This is a genomic window from Rhodococcus sp. 06-235-1A, assembly GCF_002258785.1.
Lineage (GTDB): Bacteria > Actinomycetota > Actinomycetes > Mycobacteriales > Mycobacteriaceae > Rhodococcoides.
In genome coordinates this window covers 14,916-31,013 of sequence record NZ_NOYI01000006.1, presented here as the reverse complement: position 1 = coordinate 31,013, position 16,098 = coordinate 14,916, and the positions used below count along the sequence as shown (strand labels likewise).

Below are 16,098 nucleotides of genomic sequence, written 5' to 3'. Positions count from 1 at the left end.
TCATCGGTGATGCGGGTGTGGCTGAGTGGCTAGGCACCGGCCTGCAAAGCCGTTTACACGGGTTCGAATCCCGTCGCTCGCTCCATCATCGAGACCGACCAGCAATGGTCGGTCTCGATTCATTTCCCATCAGGCGAGCAGGGCGGGCTTTCGTGCCACGGTCACGGCCCAATCCGCGTCGGCGCGCCATGGCCGCAGATCCCAGGTCGCGAATCGATGCTCGACGACGAAGCCGACCGCCGCCAAATCGTCGTCGAGCATGCCAACGGAGTACTCGCGATCGGTGGCGAAGCCAGTGACGAACACCCCGCCGTCGGCCAGGTGGGCCCAGATACGTTGCAGTGCTGCACGTTCGGTGCCCGGAGCCATGTAGACGAGAACGTTGCCTGCCGCAACGGCTGCGTCGAACGTTCGTCCCAGATCCAGCGTCGTCAGATCGGCGACGTGCACGTCGAGTTCGGGCCGCGCTTGCGCGGCTTCGGCCAGAACCGGATCGAGATCCACTGCCGTTACCCGGTGGCCGCGGCGGACCAGTTCGGCACCGAGTCTGCCGGTACCGCATCCTGCATCGAGGATGCTCGACGCGGGGGAGACCAACGCGTCGACCATGCGGGCCTCACCGTGCAGATCCACGCCGCGTTCGGCCAGGCGGTCGAATCGCTCGATGTACCGCTTGGAATCGTCTACGGTGTTCTCGGCTTGCCAGCGTGTGGTCATGCCGCCAGGGTAGGTCAGGTCAAGGAGTCCAGGGCCGACTGGGCTTCGGCGACTCGGGCTCGGGCTGCCTCGAGTGCCTCCGCCGTCGACCCCGCCTGTACGACGCTTGTTCTCTCCGCTTCCCGCGCAGCCTTCGCGCGGGTCTTCGCCGCAGTCAGTTCCGACTCGATTCGTTCGACTTCCGCTGCAGCGCTGCGCAGTTCGGATGCCGTCCGTTCGGTGTCGGCCTGTGCCTCCTCCGCCTCGACGCGCGCGTCATCGAGGTCGGACTCGGCCGATTCGAGTTCGGCGACCAGTCGATTGTGCTCGACCTCGCGCAGCTTCTCGGCTTCGGAAGTGTCCTCGGAATCGGACTCTGCTGCGTCCTCGGGTGCGTCATCGGCAGTGTCCGATACGCCGTCGGTCTCGGTCTCGTCCTCGGTAGGCTCCGGAACCAGCGAGAGCAGCGCAGGCCCGAAGCCGCTGTACGTTTCGGCCACCACGGTTCTGCCGGCACGGACACGGTCGCGTATCTCGGGGTCGGCCATCGCCGCGCTCAGGGTGTTGGAGATCTCGCGGGCGGCATTGTCGCCGACGCTGGTGCCGAGGTCACGTCCCAGCGTGACTGCTCTTTCGGTCAGCGCGCGTATCGAAGTGCTTCGAGCCGTGGACAATTCGCGCAGCCGGGAGCCGTCGCCGCGCTGCTGGGCTCGTTCGAGCTGCTCACCGAGGTCGAATAGTTCTGCCAGAGCCGATTCGTCCTGCCGCGCGAGTGTGTTCACCAACCACGCCACTACCGTGGGCTTGCGCTGGGCACCGATGCGGGCGGCACCGGCTTTGTCGCCGAATTTCTTGAACCGGGTGACGTACGCGGAGCGATGCGAGACGAAATCGGCGGGAGGGAGCGAATACAGATCGTCGATGACGGTCTCGATGTGGGGGAGATTCTCGGACATCGAAGTCCACCGTCTCGTTCGAGCAGTCACCCAAGGAGGATGACGTGCGTGAAAGATGTGTGCCCCCGGCAGGATTCGAACCTGCGGCCTTTCGCTCCGGAGGCGAACGCTCTATCCCCTGAGCTACGGGGGCGCACCGGACGAACCGGTGTGCCTGTTGGGCTGTACGAAAGACTAGCGCATCCGCGACCCGAGCCGAAATCACCCCTCGGGCAGCGGCTGCGCACCCTTCTCGTCGAGCATCTGCTTCATGAGGGTCGACTCGCTGGTCTGGGTGGCAACCATGGACTTCGCCAGATTGATCACCGCAGGCGACTGCGCGTGAGTCTGGGCGTACTCCATCATCGCCAGGCCGCCCTCGTGGTGGCGCAGCATGAGTTGCAGGAACATGACGTCGACGGCCGGGCCGGTGGCCTGCCGAAGCGCTGCGAGTTCGGTCGAACTGGCCATGCCCGGCATCGCCCTGGTGGGATCCGACGACCCGGGATCCATGGACATTCCGCCCATCGAGTGCCCGTGGGAGTCGTCCTCGGTCATCCAGGTCATGTAGCCGTCGGTCGAGATCGGTGCACGGTCCCACAGAGCCAACCAGCCCTGCATCTGCCCCACCTGGTTCTGCTGCGAGGTGAGCATGTCGAACGCCAGGTTCTTCACGGCCTGATCCGAGGCGTTGGTCAACGCCACCGCGGCCATCTCGATGGCCTGGTTGTGGTGCACGGTCATGTCCTGAGCGAAACCGACATCGACCGAGTCCGCGGCGGCCGCACTGTCGTCGCTGCGGAACGGACTCTGCACCAGAAAGCCCAGGGCGAAACCGATCGCCAGGACTGCGATCAGCGCGAGTATCACCAACGCGGTGCGTTGGCTCGGCTTGGTGGCTACCGCATCATCGGTCGGTGTCGGTTCGATCATCAGTTCGTGGGGATCTGGAGGTCGCTGGGCAGCTGCATCCCGCCGGCTCCACTTGTCTCACTGGTGTCGGGGGTGATTCCGGCACCGTCCATCGGCACTGCGTCCGGACCGGGTGCGGAGGCGTCGAACAGCGGTGGGTTGTCCGGGTCGAAGGCGTTGTCACCTGTGCCCGGTACCGATGCGCAGCTGGCACCGACCTCCGGGTAGGCGAAGCGGTTCAGGCGCAAGGCGGAGATGAACTGGCCGATGCGCGCGTCGTCGACACTGTCCAGCTTGAGCTGATGGCCCCAGGACTGCAGCGAGACGGGGGTGTCGAGGCCGGGATAAGGCGACATCAGCATCTGGGTCTCACCGTCGACGCGGTCTGCGAGTGATTGGATCTGGTCCGCATTCAGGTCATCGGGGTTGTAGGTGACCCAGACGGCCCCGTGCTCGAGAGAGTGGACGGCATTCTCGGTGCGAATCGCCTCGGGATAGACGATTCCCGTGCAGGTGGCCCACACGGCGTCGTGCGGCCCGCCGAACGGCGGCGACTGGTCGTAGGCGACCCGCTGCGTGCGCGCAACGTGCAGAGCCGCGGGGTACTCCTGGACCGTCACGCCCTCGATGCCCGTCGACGGGTCCTGATTGGACTCGCTGGGCGCGAACTTCTGCGCCTCGGCCCGATCCTGGTACTTCGGATACAGATTGATCCCGAGTCCGGCGACCAGACCGACAACCACTACGACACCGGCAACCGTCAGCCAGGGAATCTGCCTGCCCTTGGCGGCGGGAACGCCGCCCTTCTTCTTACGAGCGGACTTCTTGTTAGCGGCATTGATGGCTTTGTCTGCCTTCGCAGCCGACTTGTTCTGACTGCCTTTGTCGGGACCCGTTGGCATCGCTGTAGTTGCTCTCTCAGTCGAGGAAAGGTGGTGGTCGTTGACGCTGTTGGTACGTATCTGCTGGTGACGGCGTTGATCGCGGACCGTCGGCGCAGAGCGTCCTTACTGTACGTTCTCTGCCTGAGAGCGTGCTCAGAGCCCGTGTGGACTGCATGGGCCGAGGGTGCTCACCGGCAGACGGGCAGTGGATGCGAGGACGGCGCGCACCAGCCAATAGGATAGCTACCTGTGACTCCCGCCGATCTTGCCGAACTGCTACACGCGACCGCCGCGAAAGTGCTTGCCGAGCGCGGTCTGGACGCATCCGTTCTTCCCGCGAAGTTGACGGTCGAGCGTCCCCGCAACCCCGAGCACGGCGATTACGCGACCAACGTGGCACTGCAGGTCGCGAAGAAGGCCGGAGCCAATCCCCGCGACTTCGCCGGCTGGCTCGCCGACGCTCTCGCTGCCGAGGCCGCGATCGACAGCGCCGACGTTGCAGGCCCGGGATTCCTGAACATCAGGCTGGCCGCTGCTGCTCAGGGCGAGATCGTCGCCCGAGTACTCGCCGCAGGCACGGCATTCGGCAACGGATCGTCGATGGCGGGAAAGAAGGTCAACCTCGAGTTCGTCTCGGCCAACCCGACCGGCCCGGTACATCTCGGCGGCACCCGGTGGGCGGCCGTCGGTGATGCGCTCGGTCGCATTCTCACCGCTCACGGCGCCGAGGTCACTCGCGAATACTTCTTCAACGATCACGGCGCTCAGATCGCGCGCTTCACGCACTCGCTCATCGCCGCCGCCAAGGGTGAGCCTGCACCAGACAACGGCTATGCGGGCGAATACATCGCCGAGATCGCAGCGCATGTGCTCGCCGAGCGACCTGATGCGCTCGCCCTGGACACCGAGGCACAGGAAGAGACGTTCCGATCCATCGGCACCGAGCTGATGTTCGATCGGATCAAGGCGAACCTGCACGAGTTCGGCGTCGACTTCGATGTCTACTTCCACGAGAACTCGCTGTTCGAATCCGGTGCGGTCGAGAAGTCGGTCGAGTACCTCAAGACCTCGGGGAGTCTCTACGAGGAAGACGGCGCCTGGTGGCTCCGGTCCACCGACTTCGGTGACGACAAGGATCGCGTCGTCATCAAGAGCGACGGCAACGCCGCCTACATCGCCGGCGACATCGCCTACTTCCAGAACAAGCGCCAGCGCGGCTTCGACCTGTGCATCTACATGCTCGGAGCAGACCACCACGGATACATCGGACGGCTCAAGGCGGCCGCGGCAGCGTTCGGAGACGACCCCGAGACGGTCGAGGTACTGATCGGACAGATGGTCAACCTGGTCCGCGACGGCGTGGCCGTGAAGATGAGCAAGCGCGCCGGAACCGTCATCACCCTCGACGACCTGGTCGACGCAATCGGCGTCGACGCCTCCCGGTACGTCATGATCCGGTCGTCCGTCGACTCCAGCATCGACATCGACCTCGCACTGTGGGCGAGCGCGAGCAACGAGAACCCGGTGTACTACGTCCAATACGCCCACGCTCGCCTGGCCTCGCTCGCGCGCAACGCTGCCGAGCTGGGAATCAGTGCGGAACAGCCCGATCTGAGCCTGCTCACCCACGAGCAGGAAGGCGAGCTGATCAGGACGATCGGCGAGTACCCCCGAGTGGTGGCCAGCGCCGCCGAACTACGCGAACCACATCGGATCGCCCGCTACCTCGAAGAGTTGGCGGGGGCCTACCACCGTTTCTACGGTGCGTGTCGAGTACTTCCACAAGGAGACGAGGAGCCCGGACCTGTGAACACCGCACGACTGGCGTTGGGGAACGCGACCCGGCAGGTCCTGGCCAACGGCCTGGAACTGCTCGGGGTCAGCGCACCGGAGCGCATGTGAGCGCACATCCGGCAGGACCGAAGCATGCCGACAATCCCGCCGTACAGAGCACGTCCCATCGCCCGTCCGACGCGTCGGAGATGACGACTCTGCCGGCGCAGGTGTGGCCCCGCAACGCCGAGCGCGGTGAGGACGGAACCGTCCGTCTCGCCGGAGTGTCGGTGACCGATCTCGCGGCGCAGTACGGCACACCGCTGTTCGTCATCGACGAGGACGACTTCCGTTCGCGCTGCCGTGAAATGGCCGCTGCCTTCGGGGCACCCGAACGAGTTCACTACGCCTCCAAGGCTTTCCTGTGCGGAGAGATCGCGCGCTGGGTTGCCGACGAAGGGCTCTCGCTCGACATCTGCTCCGGAGGCGAGCTGGCCATCGCGCTCGCCGCGGGATTCCCCGCGGACCGAATCGCCATGCACGGCAACAACAAATCGGTGGCCGAGCTCGAAGCAGGCGTGCGCGCGGGCGTCGAGCATGTGGTACTGGACTCCAACATCGAGATAGACCGTCTCGACGGAGTTGCCGGCGCGGCCGGTGTGGTGCAGGACGTTCTGATTCGCATCACCGTCGGTGTCGAAGCGCACACGCACGAATTCATTGCGACCGCGCACGAGGATCAGAAGTTCGGTTTCTCGCTCGCCGACGGTTCGGCACTCGACGCGGTCCGCCGCGTGTTCGCTGCAGACAACCTTCGCCTCGTGGGTCTGCACAGCCACATCGGGTCGCAGATCTTCGAGGTCGACGGCTTCGAGTTGGCAGCGCACAAGGTCATCGGGCTGCTGGCAGACATCGTCTCCGAATTCGGCGTCGACAAGACCTCCCAGATCTCGACGCTGGATCTCGGTGGCGGCATGGGTATTTCGTACGTGCCGAGCGACGACCCGCCTCCGGTGGAACAACTCGCGGCGAAGCTGACCGCCATCGTCGAGACCGAGTCGGCCGCGGTGGGACTGCCGGTCCCGACCATCGCAGTCGAGCCCGGCCGCGCCATCGCCGGACCGGGCACCGTCACGCTCTACGAGGTCGGCACGATCAAAGATGTCACCGTCGACAAGGCGACGCGCAGGCGCTACATCAGCGTCGACGGCGGAATGAGCGACAACATTCGCACCTCGCTGTACCAGGCCGAATACGATTGTCGATTGGTGTCGCGGTCCAGTGAGGCAGAGGCAGTCGTGGCCCGGGTGGTCGGAAAGCATTGCGAGAGCGGCGACATCGTCATCAAGAACACGTGGATGCCGGCAGACGTCGGGCCGGGTGACCTGCTCGCAGTGGCGGCCACCGGGGCCTACTGCTACTCCATGTCCAGTCGCTACAACCTGCTGACGCGGCCCGCTGTGGTCGCGGTCAAGGACGGGCAGTCACGCCTGATCCTGCGGCGGGAAACCATCGAAGATCTGCTCAGCTTGGAGGTTCAGCCATGACATCGAAGCCGATAGGCGTCGCCGTACTCGGACTCGGAAACGTCGGTAGTGAGGTCGTCCGAATCCTCACCGAGAACGCAGAGGATTTCGAGGCGAGGATCGGTGCGCCACTGGCAATTCGAGGCATCGCTGTACGGCGGGTCGACGGTGATCGTGGCGTACCGGCCGAGCTGCTCACCGACGACCCCGCAGAGCTGGTCGGCCGCGACGACGTCGACATCGTCGTCGAGGTACTCGGCGGCATCGACATTCCCCGCAAACTGGTGCTGTCGGCCCTGGAGAAGGGCAAGTCCGTCATCACGGCTAACAAGGCCCTGCTGGCCGAGTACACCGGTGAACTGGCCGACGCGGCCGAGAAGTCGCGCGCAGACCTGTATTTCGAGGCTGCCGTGGCCGGAGCCATTCCGGTCGTTCGTCCGCTGATGCAGTCCCTCGCGGGCGACCGCGTGAACAAGGTCGCGGGCATCGTCAACGGCACCACCAACTTCATCCTCTCCGCCATGGACGAGACCGGCGCGGACTACGCCGAAACCCTTGCCGAAGCAGGGCGTCTCGGTTACGCCGAGGCCGACCCGACCGCTGACGTCGAGGGATACGACGCCGCATCGAAGGCAGCCATCCTGGCGTCCATCGCGTTCCACACGCGGGTCACGGCCGGTGATGTGTACCGCGAGGGCATCAGCAAGATCACCTCGGACGACCTCGAGACCGCGAAGTCCCTGGACTGCACCATCAAACTGCTGGCCATCTGCGAGCGAATCGTGACGCCCAAGGGCAAGGAACGAATCTCCGCTCGGGTCTACCCGGCGCTCGTTCCGCTGAACCATCCGCTGGCATCGGTGAACGGTGCGTTCAACGCCGTGGTCGTCGAAGCCGAGGCTGCCGGACGCCTGATGTTCTACGGACAGGGTGCGGGCGGCGCGCCGACGGCGTCCGCAGTACTCGGCGATCTGGTGATGGCCGCGCGCAACAAGTTCTACGGCGGCCGGGGCCCGCTCGAATCCAAGTACGCCAAGCTCAAGGTGGCCCCCATGGGTGACATCCTCACTCGCTACTACGTCAGCATGCAGGTGGCGGACAAGCCCGGCGTGCTGGCGACCGTGGCAGCCGAGTTCTCCAAGCGCGACGTCAGTATCTCGACGGTGCGCCAGCAGGGCTCGGGTGACGGAGCCAGGCTCGTCGTGGTCACCCACCTCGCGGCCGACTCCGCACTGTCCGAAACCGTTGCATCGCTCGAGCAGCTCGATGTGGTCGTCCACGTCGCCAGCGTTCTCCGATTGGAAGGCACCACCGTATGAGCGTCCACACCCCCTGGCCCGGTCTGATCGAGGCATACCGCCCGCGTCTGGCCATCGGCCCGGACTGGAAGACCGTCACGCTGCGCGAAGGCGGAACTCCGCTGCTGCCCGCCGGGCATCTGTCCGAACTGACCGGGTGCACGGTGCATCTGAAGGTCGAGGGGCTCAACCCCACCGGTTCCTTCAAGGACCGCGGTATGACCATGGCCGTCACCGACGCGCTCGCCCGGGGACAGGAAGCAGTTCTCTGTGCCTCGACCGGCAACACCTCGGCCTCCGCAGCCGCCTACGCGGCCAAGGCCGGAATGAGCTGTGCCGTCCTGGTGCCGCAGGGCAAGATCGCCATGGGCAAGCTCGCTCAGGCAGTCATGCACGGAGCCAAGATCATTCAGGTTCAGGGCAACTTCGACGACTGCCTCGAACTGGCGCGCAAGACCACAGCCGAGTTCCCGACCATCGGTCTGGTCAACTCCGTCAACCCTGTTCGCATCGAGGGCCAGAAGACTGCGGCCTTCGAGATCTGCGACGCCCTCGGCGATGCACCGGACATCCATGCACTGCCGGTCGGCAACGCAGGCAACATCACCGCGTACTGGCGGGGCTACTCGGAGTACTTCCGAGACGGTCTCACCACACGCAAGCCGCGGATGCTCGGAGTTCAGGCCGCAGGTGCCGCTCCGCTGGTTCACGGTGCGCCCGTGAAGGATCCCGAAACCATCGCCACCGCAATCCGGATCGGCTCGCCTGCTTCCTGGAACGGTGCCGTCAACGCGAAGGAAGAATCCAACGGTGCATTCCGCGCAGCCACCGACGAGGAGATTCTCGAGGCGTACCGACTGATCGCGAAGACCGAGGGTGTGTTCGTCGAGCCTGCGTCCGCGGCCAGCGTCGCCGGACTCCTGGCGGCCCGAAAGGAAGGCTGGCTGGAGCCGGGCCTGACCGTGGTGTGCACGGTGACCGGAAACGGCCTCAAGGACCCTGATACCGCACTGTCGGGAATGCCTGTGGTAGAACCGATTTCGGTCGATCCCGTCGCTGTGGCGGCCGCGCTCGAGCTGGCCTGAGTTGACGGAATCTCCGGCTATGACGACGACACTCCCCATCGGGCTCACGGTCACCGCGCGTGTTCCAGCGTCCAGTGCCAACATCGGACCTGGATTCGACAGTCTGGGAATCGCTTTGGGGCTCTACGACGAGATCGAGGTCACGACGACCTCGTCGGGGCTGCGAATTCACGTCGACGGCGAGGGCTCGGCGGACGTGCCGTGGGGTCCGACGCACTTGGTGGTGCGTGCCATCGAGCGGGGACTCGAAGCTGCCGGAGTGTGGGCCGATGGCCTCGATGTCCACTGCCGCAACGTGATTCCTCATTCGCGAGGTCTCGGTTCGTCGGCGTCGGCTGTGGTCGGTGGCCTCGCAGCGGCCAATGCGCTGGCTGCGAAGGTGGATCCGTCGTTGTCGCTGTCGGAGAGTCAACTCGTTCAGCTCTCGTCGGAATTCGAGGGCCATCCCGACAACGCGTCGGCAAGTTGCCTCGGTGGTGCCGTCGTGTCGTGGAGTGAACCGCCCAATGCCAGTGTGACGGCGCGAAAGTACGCAGCGGTTCGGCTCGCGGTGCACCCGAGCATCAAGGTTGTCGTGCTCGTACCGTCCGAGCGTTCGTCGACGTCGCACACGCGGGGTCTGTTGCCGGAGTTGGTGCCCCACCGAGACGCGGCCTTCAACGTCAGTCGCAGTGCCCTCGCGGTCGTGGCCCTCACCGAGCGTCCGGATCTCCTGATGTCGGCAACCGAGGATCTGCTGCATCAGGGCCAACGAGCTCAGGCGCTGCCCGATACCACCCGTTGGATCGCGACACTCCGCGCTCGGTCCATCGCGGCGGTGGTCTCCGGAGCGGGACCGACCGTCATGGCGTTGTGCACCGAGGAGTTTCCGGCGGACCTTCGTGACGCGGCGACGGCCGAGGGATGGCGGGTACTCGACCTCGACGTCGCCGACGGTGTCACCATCGCGTGACAATTGCCGAATAGGGTTCTTGCCGACTGAGGACAACGGCGCTATGGTGAACCCTGTCCGTACATCGTGCGCTTCAGACGCCGGTTTCGTCAGGGCAATCAGGTCGCTGTATTCGGGGGATTCAAACGTCCGAGTGATGTGACGCTCCTGACTCGATCCTCCCCGTAGTTCTCTGCGGGCTCGGTTCGATGGTGTCGTCGACGGAGTGCGTCGAACATGAACGGCAATATCCGAGTTCGGTAGAACGCCGAACTGCGGAACGAACCCTCTGCTGCGCATCGAGCGAGCGAGGGAAGGAAAGGACCTCCGTGACCGATACGGAACTTATCTCTGCGCCCGAAACGTCACGCCGACGTGCCGGCCTGTCCGGAATGGTTCTCACCGAGCTGCGCAGCCTCGCCGGTGAACTGGGCATCAAAAGTATTTCCGGCATGCGCAAGGGCGATCTGATCGCTGCGATTTCCGAGCGTCAATCGGGCGCTGCGTCGGCGAAGGCCGACGCACCGAAGTCGCGTCGAGCTGCTGCAGCAGCACCCGTCGTAGAAGATCGACCGGCCGCCGACAAGACTGCCGAGAAGGCCCCCGAGAAGGCGTCTGCCCAGTCTGCTCCCGAGGTAGCGCCGTCGGACGCCTCCGCAGGCCAGTCGGGCGATGCCGGTGACGCAGCACCTGAGACCGGACGTCGCACGCGCGGCCGTCGGGCCGCGGGTCGCCGCGCCGGTGCACCGGATCAGCTCCCGCTCGACGACAGCGGTGACTCGGCCGGATCGACGCCTGCCGCAGCAGACGCACCGGCCGCAGTCGTGCAGTCCGACAAGACCGACGAGTCCGGCGACAACGAGACGGGCCAGCGCCCGCGACGCAGTCGAGGCGAACGTGGCCGTCAGGACGGAAGCGATCGCGAGCTGCGCGACGCCGACGACAGTCGGGACAATTCGGGTCGCGACAACTCGAATCGCGACAACTCGAATCGCGACAACTCGAATCGCGACAACTCGAATCGTGACAACTCGAATCGTGACAACTCGAATCGTGACAACTCGAATCGTGACAGCGGAAGCCGAAATCAGGGCGACCGAGACTCCTCCAATCGCGAGAACGGCAACCGAGACAACGGCAACCGCAATCAGGGTGAACGGGACAGCTCGAACCGGGACGGCGGCGGTCGCAATCAGGGCGATCGCAACGGTCGCAACCGCAACCAGGGCGACGGCCGCAACGACAATCGCAACGACGGGCGTAACGAGGATCGCAACAACGGTCCGCGCGACAACCGCGACAACAATCAGGACGACGAGGGCGAAGGCCGCGGTCGTCGGGGTCGCCGGTTCCGCGAGCGTCGTCGTGGCCGCGACCGTGGCGAAGGCAACGACGGTGGCGGTCGCGAGCGCGACACCGAGATACGCGAGGACGACGTCCTTCAGCCCGTAGCCGGCATCCTCGACGTTCTCGACAACTACGCGTTCGTCCGCACTTCGGGTTACCTGGCCGGTCCCAACGACGTCTACGTGTCGATGAACCTGGTGCGCAAGAACGGTCTTCGGCGCGGCGATGCCGTGACCGGTGCGGTTCGCGTGGCCCGCGAGGGCGAGCAGTCCGGTCAGCGGCAGAAGTTCAACCCGCTGGTCCGTCTGGACACCGTCAACGGGGGCGAGGTCGAGGCCGCTCGCAAGCGCCCAGAATTCGGCAAGCTCACCCCGCTGTACCCCAACCAGCGGCTGCGTCTCGAGACCCAGCAGAACATCCTCACCACACGCATCATCGATCTGGTCATGCCGATCGGTAAGGGACAGCGTGCGCTGATCGTCAGCCCGCCGAAGGCCGGTAAGACCAGCGTTCTGCAGGCCATCGCCAACGCGATCGCGATCAACAATCCCGAGTGCTACCTCATGGTCATCCTCGTCGACGAGCGTCCCGAAGAAGTGACGGACATGCAGCGCAGCGTCAAGGGCGAGGTCATCGCGTCGACGTTCGACCGGCCGCCCGGCGACCACACCGCGGTTGCCGAGCTCGCGATCGAGCGCGCGAAGCGCCTGGTCGAAGCCGGCCAGGACGTGGTGGTTCTGCTGGACTCGATCACTCGTCTGGGACGTGCGTACAACAACAGCTCGCCCGCGTCGGGCCGAATCCTCTCCGGTGGTGTCGACTCGACCGCGCTGTATCCGCCGAAGCGATTCCTCGGTGCAGCTCGAAACATCGAGCACGGTGGGTCGTTGACGATCATCGCCACTGCCATGGTCGAGACCGGATCGACCGGCGACACCGTGATCTTCGAGGAGTTCAAGGGCACCGGTAACGCCGAACTCAAGCTCGATCGCAAGATCGCCGAGCGGCGTGTGTTCCCGGCCGTCGACATCAACCCGTCCAGCACCCGCCACGACGAACTGCTTCTCGCTCCCGACGAGGCGGCAGTGGTGCACAAGTTGCGGCGCGTTCTGTCCGGACTCGACTCGCATCAAGCCATCGACCTGCTGGTCGATCGCCTGAAGAAGAGCAAGAACAACCTGGAATTCCTCATGGAGGTCTCCAAGACCGCACCGGGCGGCAACAACGACTGAACGGTTGTTCCCCGGGTCTTTCGCCCGGGGAACAAGCCGGTGGGTGCGTGCGTTGTAAGCATCTGTCGGCACAGAAGTACCGACGATTAGCAGGGCGGTTGCACGCTCTGGCATAATCAACGGCCGAGTCCGGTTCCGGTTCACGTCTTCGATCAGCGAAGGCGACCCGGCGACCATTACAAAGAACGGTAAGGACACCATGAAGGCAGGAATTCACCCCGACTACACACTGACGACAGTCGTCTGTGGTTGCGGAAATACTTTCGAGACCCGAAGCACCACCGACAAAGAGCGCATCAGCGTCGAGGTCTGCTCGCAGTGCCACCCCTTCTACACCGGCAAGCAGAAGATTCTCGATACCGGCGGTCGCGTCGCACGCTTCGAGGCTCGCTACGGCAAGCGCGCCGGCAAGAAGGCCGACGCAGACAGCTAGCTGTTCCGCCGACGCCCGTCCTGTGATCCACAGGGCGGGCGTCGGCTTTTTTGTGTCCACACCCCGTTGCACCCGCGTTCGAGAGTGAGTCATCAACATGGCGAGAACAGTCAAGCCTTCGGCGATCGACGACATCCTTGCCGAACACTCCGGGCTCGAGCAGCAACTGGCAGACCCAGCTCTGCACAACGATCCGTCAGCGGCACGCAGAGCGGGCAAGAGGTTCGCCGAACTCGCCCCGATCATGTCTGCGCACTCCAAGTTGACCTCCGCTCAGGACGACCTCGAAGCCGCGCGCGAGCTGGCCGCCGACGATTCGTCGTTCGCGGCCGAGATCCCCGACCTCGAGGCGACGGTGGTGCAGCTCGAGCAGACCCTCACCGACCTGCTGGCACCGCGTGATCCGCACGACGGCGACGACATCGTGATGGAGGTCAAGTCGGGTGAGGGCGGCGAGGAATCGGCGCTCTTCGCAGCCGATCTCGCGCGCATGTACGTGCGCTACGCAGAACGCCGTGGCTGGCGAGTCGAGGTGCTCGACGCGAACGTCTCCGACCTGGGGGGATACAAGGACGCGACGCTGTCGATCAAGACCAAGGACCCGCTCGACGGCGTCTGGGCGCGCCTGAAGTTCGAGGGCGGCGTGCACCGAGTGCAGCGGGTACCCGTGACCGAATCGCAGGGGCGCGTGCACACCTCCGCGGCCGGCATCCTGGTGTACCCCGAACCGGATGAGGTCGAAGAGGTTCAGATCGACGAATCCGACTTGCGCATCGACGTGTATCGCTCGTCCGGTAAGGGTGGCCAGGGCGTCAACACCACCGACTCCGCGGTTCGGCTCACTCACCTGCCCACCGGCATCGTGGTGACCTGCCAGAACGAGCGATCGCAGCTGCAGAACAAGGCACGCGCGATGCAGGTTCTCGCCGCTCGCCTCCAGGCGGCCGCAGAGGAAGCGGCCAACGAAGAGGCCTCGGCCGGTCGAGCCAGCCAGGTGCGTACCGTCGACCGCTCGGAGCGGATCAGGACGTACAACTATCCCGAGAATCGCATCACCGATCACCGTATCGGCTTCAAGGCGCACAACCTCGACGCCCTGCTGGACGGCGAGATGGATGCGCTGCTGGACGCGCTCGCCAAGGCGGACCGCGATGCCCGCATGCAAGCAGAGTAGTTGCGGCACAAAGGTTCACGGATTTCGCCGGGATGATTCGCTGATCGGTGCGATACCCTGGCGGCCAGGTTCGACCCCGTTACCAGCGCCCGAGAGGCACAGCAGACATGAACCAGGCCTTGACCCCCGCAGGCGAGAACGCCGTGTCCGAGCTGTCGTCTCGCTACGGCGTCTCCACCGATGCCGTCCGCACCATGCTGGACGCGGTGAACAACGGCCGCGGCACCATGGCGCAGTTCAACATCCCCGAGCTCGGTGGCAGCGGACAGTGGATGCGCGGCGGGATGACCATGGTGGGCAACATGTTCGATCACGGACTCAAGAGCCGGGTCGACGGCCTCTGCCGCGATCTGTCTGCGGTGCTCTCACAGCATCAGGTGTATCCGCCGCGGGAGACCGGTAGTGGTTCCTACGGTGGCAACTCGTTCGGCTCCGGTTCGTGGTGGCCCTCGGACCTGGGAGCGCCGAGCTCTAGTGGCGGTCAGAACGGCTCGCAGTATGCGGTGTTCCCGGGGTCCCGACGCCTCGCAGTACTCGTCGGCGGCGAACTGGCGGTGTACGACACGCTCGATCACAACATCGGGGGAGTGCAGCAGCAGCAGAGCGGAGGGCCGGGGTCTGTGGAATTCACCAGCCAGTACGGCACGTTCACTGCCGGAAGCCTGCCTCGCGTCGACCAGAATTCGAGCGGAACGACCTCGCCGAACCAGTCCGCACCGCAGGCCTACCCGCAACAGTCCTCGTCGCAGCAGTCTTCGGTTCCGCAGGCCTCGAACCAGCCCGGGGCCGGGGGACACCAGGTCGGCGTGGACATCTCCGAGATCACCGCTGCGATCGAGGCTCTCGCAGGTCTGCACGCGAAGGGGTTCCTCACCGACGACGAGTTCTTCACCAAGAAGTCGGAGTTGCTGGGGCGCGTGTGAGTGAGCTGTCGGAGCCTCGTGGCAGTCTGAACGGGTGAGCCGAAAGCCGCTACGTCTAGCCATCCTCGAAGCAACCTCGATGCTCGAGGCAGCCGGTGTGCCGAGTCCGAGGGTGGATGCAGAACTGCTCGCCGCACACCTCGTCGGTGTGGAGCGCGGTCGTCTCGGTCTGGTACCGCTCGTGGAACCCGAGCTCGTCGAGGCTTACTTTCGAACCATCGAACAACGCGCGAAACGTATTCCGCTGCAATACATCACCGGTACGACGTCGCTGGGCAACATCGACGTCGAAGTAGGCCCGGGAGTCTTCGTGCCGCGCCCGGAAACCGAGCTGCTGTTGGCCTGGGCGCTGGCGTACCTGGAGAACGTCGACCACCATCCTCCGGTCATTCTCGATCTGTGTACGGGCTCGGGCGCATTGGCACTCGCGATAGCCAACGCTCGGCCGGACGCCGTCGTTCACGCCGTCGAGCTCGACCCGTCGGCACTGGCGTGGGCCCGTCGTAATGCCGATCTGCGCAGCGGACAGGGCGATACTCCGATCACGCTGCACCACGGCGACGTCACTGCTCGCGACTTGTTGACCGAACTGGACGGTGCAGTCGACTTGATCGTCGCGAATCCGCCCTACATCCCGGAGGGGGCAGACCTCGATCCAGAAGTGATCGATCACGATCCGCACATCGCGCTGTTCGGCGGCGCGGACGGACTGTCGGTCATCGAACCGATGATCGGCAACATCGCCCGCTGGCTTCGAATCCCGGGCGGTGTCGCGATCGAACACGACGACTCCAACGGCAGCGAAGTGGCGGCCCTTCTGTCCAGGCGACGTGTGTTCACCGAGGTCACCGAGCATCCGGACCTGGCGGGCAGGCCCAGGTTCGTCGTTGCCGCACGAGCCAACCCGCCCTCGGCCTGACTGAGAGGACGGCAGGCGGGCAGCACCTGA

At 65.1% G+C, this 16,098-nt stretch carries 14 protein-coding genes and 2 tRNA genes; 11 read left to right on the top strand and 5 right to left on the bottom strand.

What is annotated here, in order from left to right; all coding sequences use genetic code 11:
* The first annotated feature begins 11 nt into the window (after nucleotides 1-11).
* Nucleotides 12-85, top strand: a tRNA-Cys gene (locus CH275_RS04170).
* A gap of 44 nt (nucleotides 86-129) precedes the next feature.
* Here the strand turns inward: CH275_RS04170 and CH275_RS04165 are convergent.
* From CH275_RS04165 to CH275_RS04145, 5 genes are all read right to left on the bottom strand, one after another.
* Nucleotides 130-717 (bottom strand): class I SAM-dependent DNA methyltransferase, encoded by a 588-nt coding sequence (locus tag CH275_RS04165; RefSeq protein ID WP_094675494.1) that lies wholly within the window; start codon nucleotides 715-717, stop codon nucleotides 130-132.
* Between the two features lie 14 nt (nucleotides 718-731).
* A complete protein-coding gene (locus CH275_RS04160) occupies nucleotides 732-1,652 on the bottom strand; it encodes a hypothetical protein (RefSeq protein ID WP_094675492.1) in 921 nt (306 codons plus the stop codon).
* Nucleotides 1,653-1,712: 60 nt separating this feature from the next.
* A tRNA-Arg gene (locus tag CH275_RS04155) sits at nucleotides 1,713-1,785 on the bottom strand.
* Between the two features lie 68 nt (nucleotides 1,786-1,853).
* Entirely contained in the window at nucleotides 1,854-2,564 is a 711-nt protein-coding gene (locus CH275_RS04150; protein ID WP_094675490.1) for a DUF305 domain-containing protein, read from the bottom strand.
* Nucleotides 2,564-3,445: a DUF3105 domain-containing protein gene (locus CH275_RS04145; RefSeq protein ID WP_094675488.1), complete on the bottom strand. Its 882-nt coding sequence runs from the start codon at nucleotides 3,443-3,445 to the stop codon at nucleotides 2,564-2,566. The genes CH275_RS04150 and CH275_RS04145 overlap by 1 nt, the downstream gene beginning before the upstream one ends.
* Before the next feature lie 231 nt (nucleotides 3,446-3,676).
* Here CH275_RS04145 and argS point away from each other — a divergent pair, with 231 nt between their 5' ends.
* The 10 genes from argS to prmC all read left to right on the top strand — a co-directional run bounded on the left by argS (nucleotide 3,677) and on the right by prmC (nucleotide 16,068).
* Complete coding sequence (gene argS, locus CH275_RS04140; protein ID WP_094675486.1) at nucleotides 3,677-5,329, top strand: arginine--tRNA ligase; 1,653 nt, start codon at nucleotides 3,677-3,679, stop codon at nucleotides 5,327-5,329.
* Nucleotides 5,326-6,747, top strand: coding sequence for a diaminopimelate decarboxylase (gene lysA, locus CH275_RS04135; protein ID WP_094675484.1), 1,422 nt, complete (start codon nucleotides 5,326-5,328; stop codon nucleotides 6,745-6,747). Before argS ends, lysA begins: the two co-directional genes overlap by 4 nt.
* Nucleotides 6,744-8,045, top strand: a complete 1,302-nt coding sequence (locus CH275_RS04130) for a homoserine dehydrogenase (protein ID WP_094675482.1) — start codon at nucleotides 6,744-6,746, stop codon at nucleotides 8,043-8,045. The genes lysA and CH275_RS04130 overlap by 4 nt, the downstream gene beginning before the upstream one ends.
* Nucleotides 8,042-9,109, top strand: coding sequence for a threonine synthase (gene thrC, locus CH275_RS04125; protein WP_094675480.1), 1,068 nt, complete (start codon nucleotides 8,042-8,044; stop codon nucleotides 9,107-9,109). The genes CH275_RS04130 and thrC overlap by 4 nt, the downstream gene beginning before the upstream one ends.
* 19 nt (nucleotides 9,110-9,128) lie before the next feature.
* Nucleotides 9,129-10,061 (top strand): homoserine kinase, encoded by a 933-nt coding sequence (gene thrB, locus CH275_RS04120; RefSeq protein ID WP_094675478.1) that lies wholly within the window; start codon nucleotides 9,129-9,131, stop codon nucleotides 10,059-10,061.
* A 308-nt stretch (nucleotides 10,062-10,369) separates the two neighbouring features.
* A complete protein-coding gene (gene rho / locus CH275_RS04115) occupies nucleotides 10,370-12,619 on the top strand; it encodes a transcription termination factor Rho (RefSeq protein ID WP_179275973.1) in 2,250 nt (749 codons plus the stop codon).
* Nucleotides 12,620-12,818: 199 nt separating this feature from the next.
* Nucleotides 12,819-13,052 carry a 50S ribosomal protein L31 gene (gene rpmE / locus CH275_RS04110; protein ID WP_008715081.1) on the top strand — a complete coding sequence of 78 codons (234 nt, stop codon included), beginning with the start codon at nucleotides 12,819-12,821 and terminating at the stop codon, nucleotides 13,050-13,052.
* 97 nt (nucleotides 13,053-13,149) lie between these two features.
* On the top strand, nucleotides 13,150-14,226 hold the full coding sequence (prfA, locus tag CH275_RS04105) for a peptide chain release factor 1 (protein ID WP_094675476.1): 1,077 nt from the start codon (nucleotides 13,150-13,152) through the stop codon (nucleotides 14,224-14,226).
* Nucleotides 14,227-14,333: 107 nt separating this feature from the next.
* Nucleotides 14,334-15,149 carry an SHOCT domain-containing protein gene (locus CH275_RS04100; protein ID WP_094675474.1) on the top strand — a complete coding sequence of 272 codons (816 nt, stop codon included), beginning with the start codon at nucleotides 14,334-14,336 and terminating at the stop codon, nucleotides 15,147-15,149.
* Between the two features lie 34 nt (nucleotides 15,150-15,183).
* Nucleotides 15,184-16,068, top strand: coding sequence for a peptide chain release factor N(5)-glutamine methyltransferase (prmC, locus tag CH275_RS04095; RefSeq protein WP_094675472.1), 885 nt, complete (start codon nucleotides 15,184-15,186; stop codon nucleotides 16,066-16,068).
* The last annotated feature ends 30 nt before the right edge of the window (nucleotides 16,069-16,098 follow it).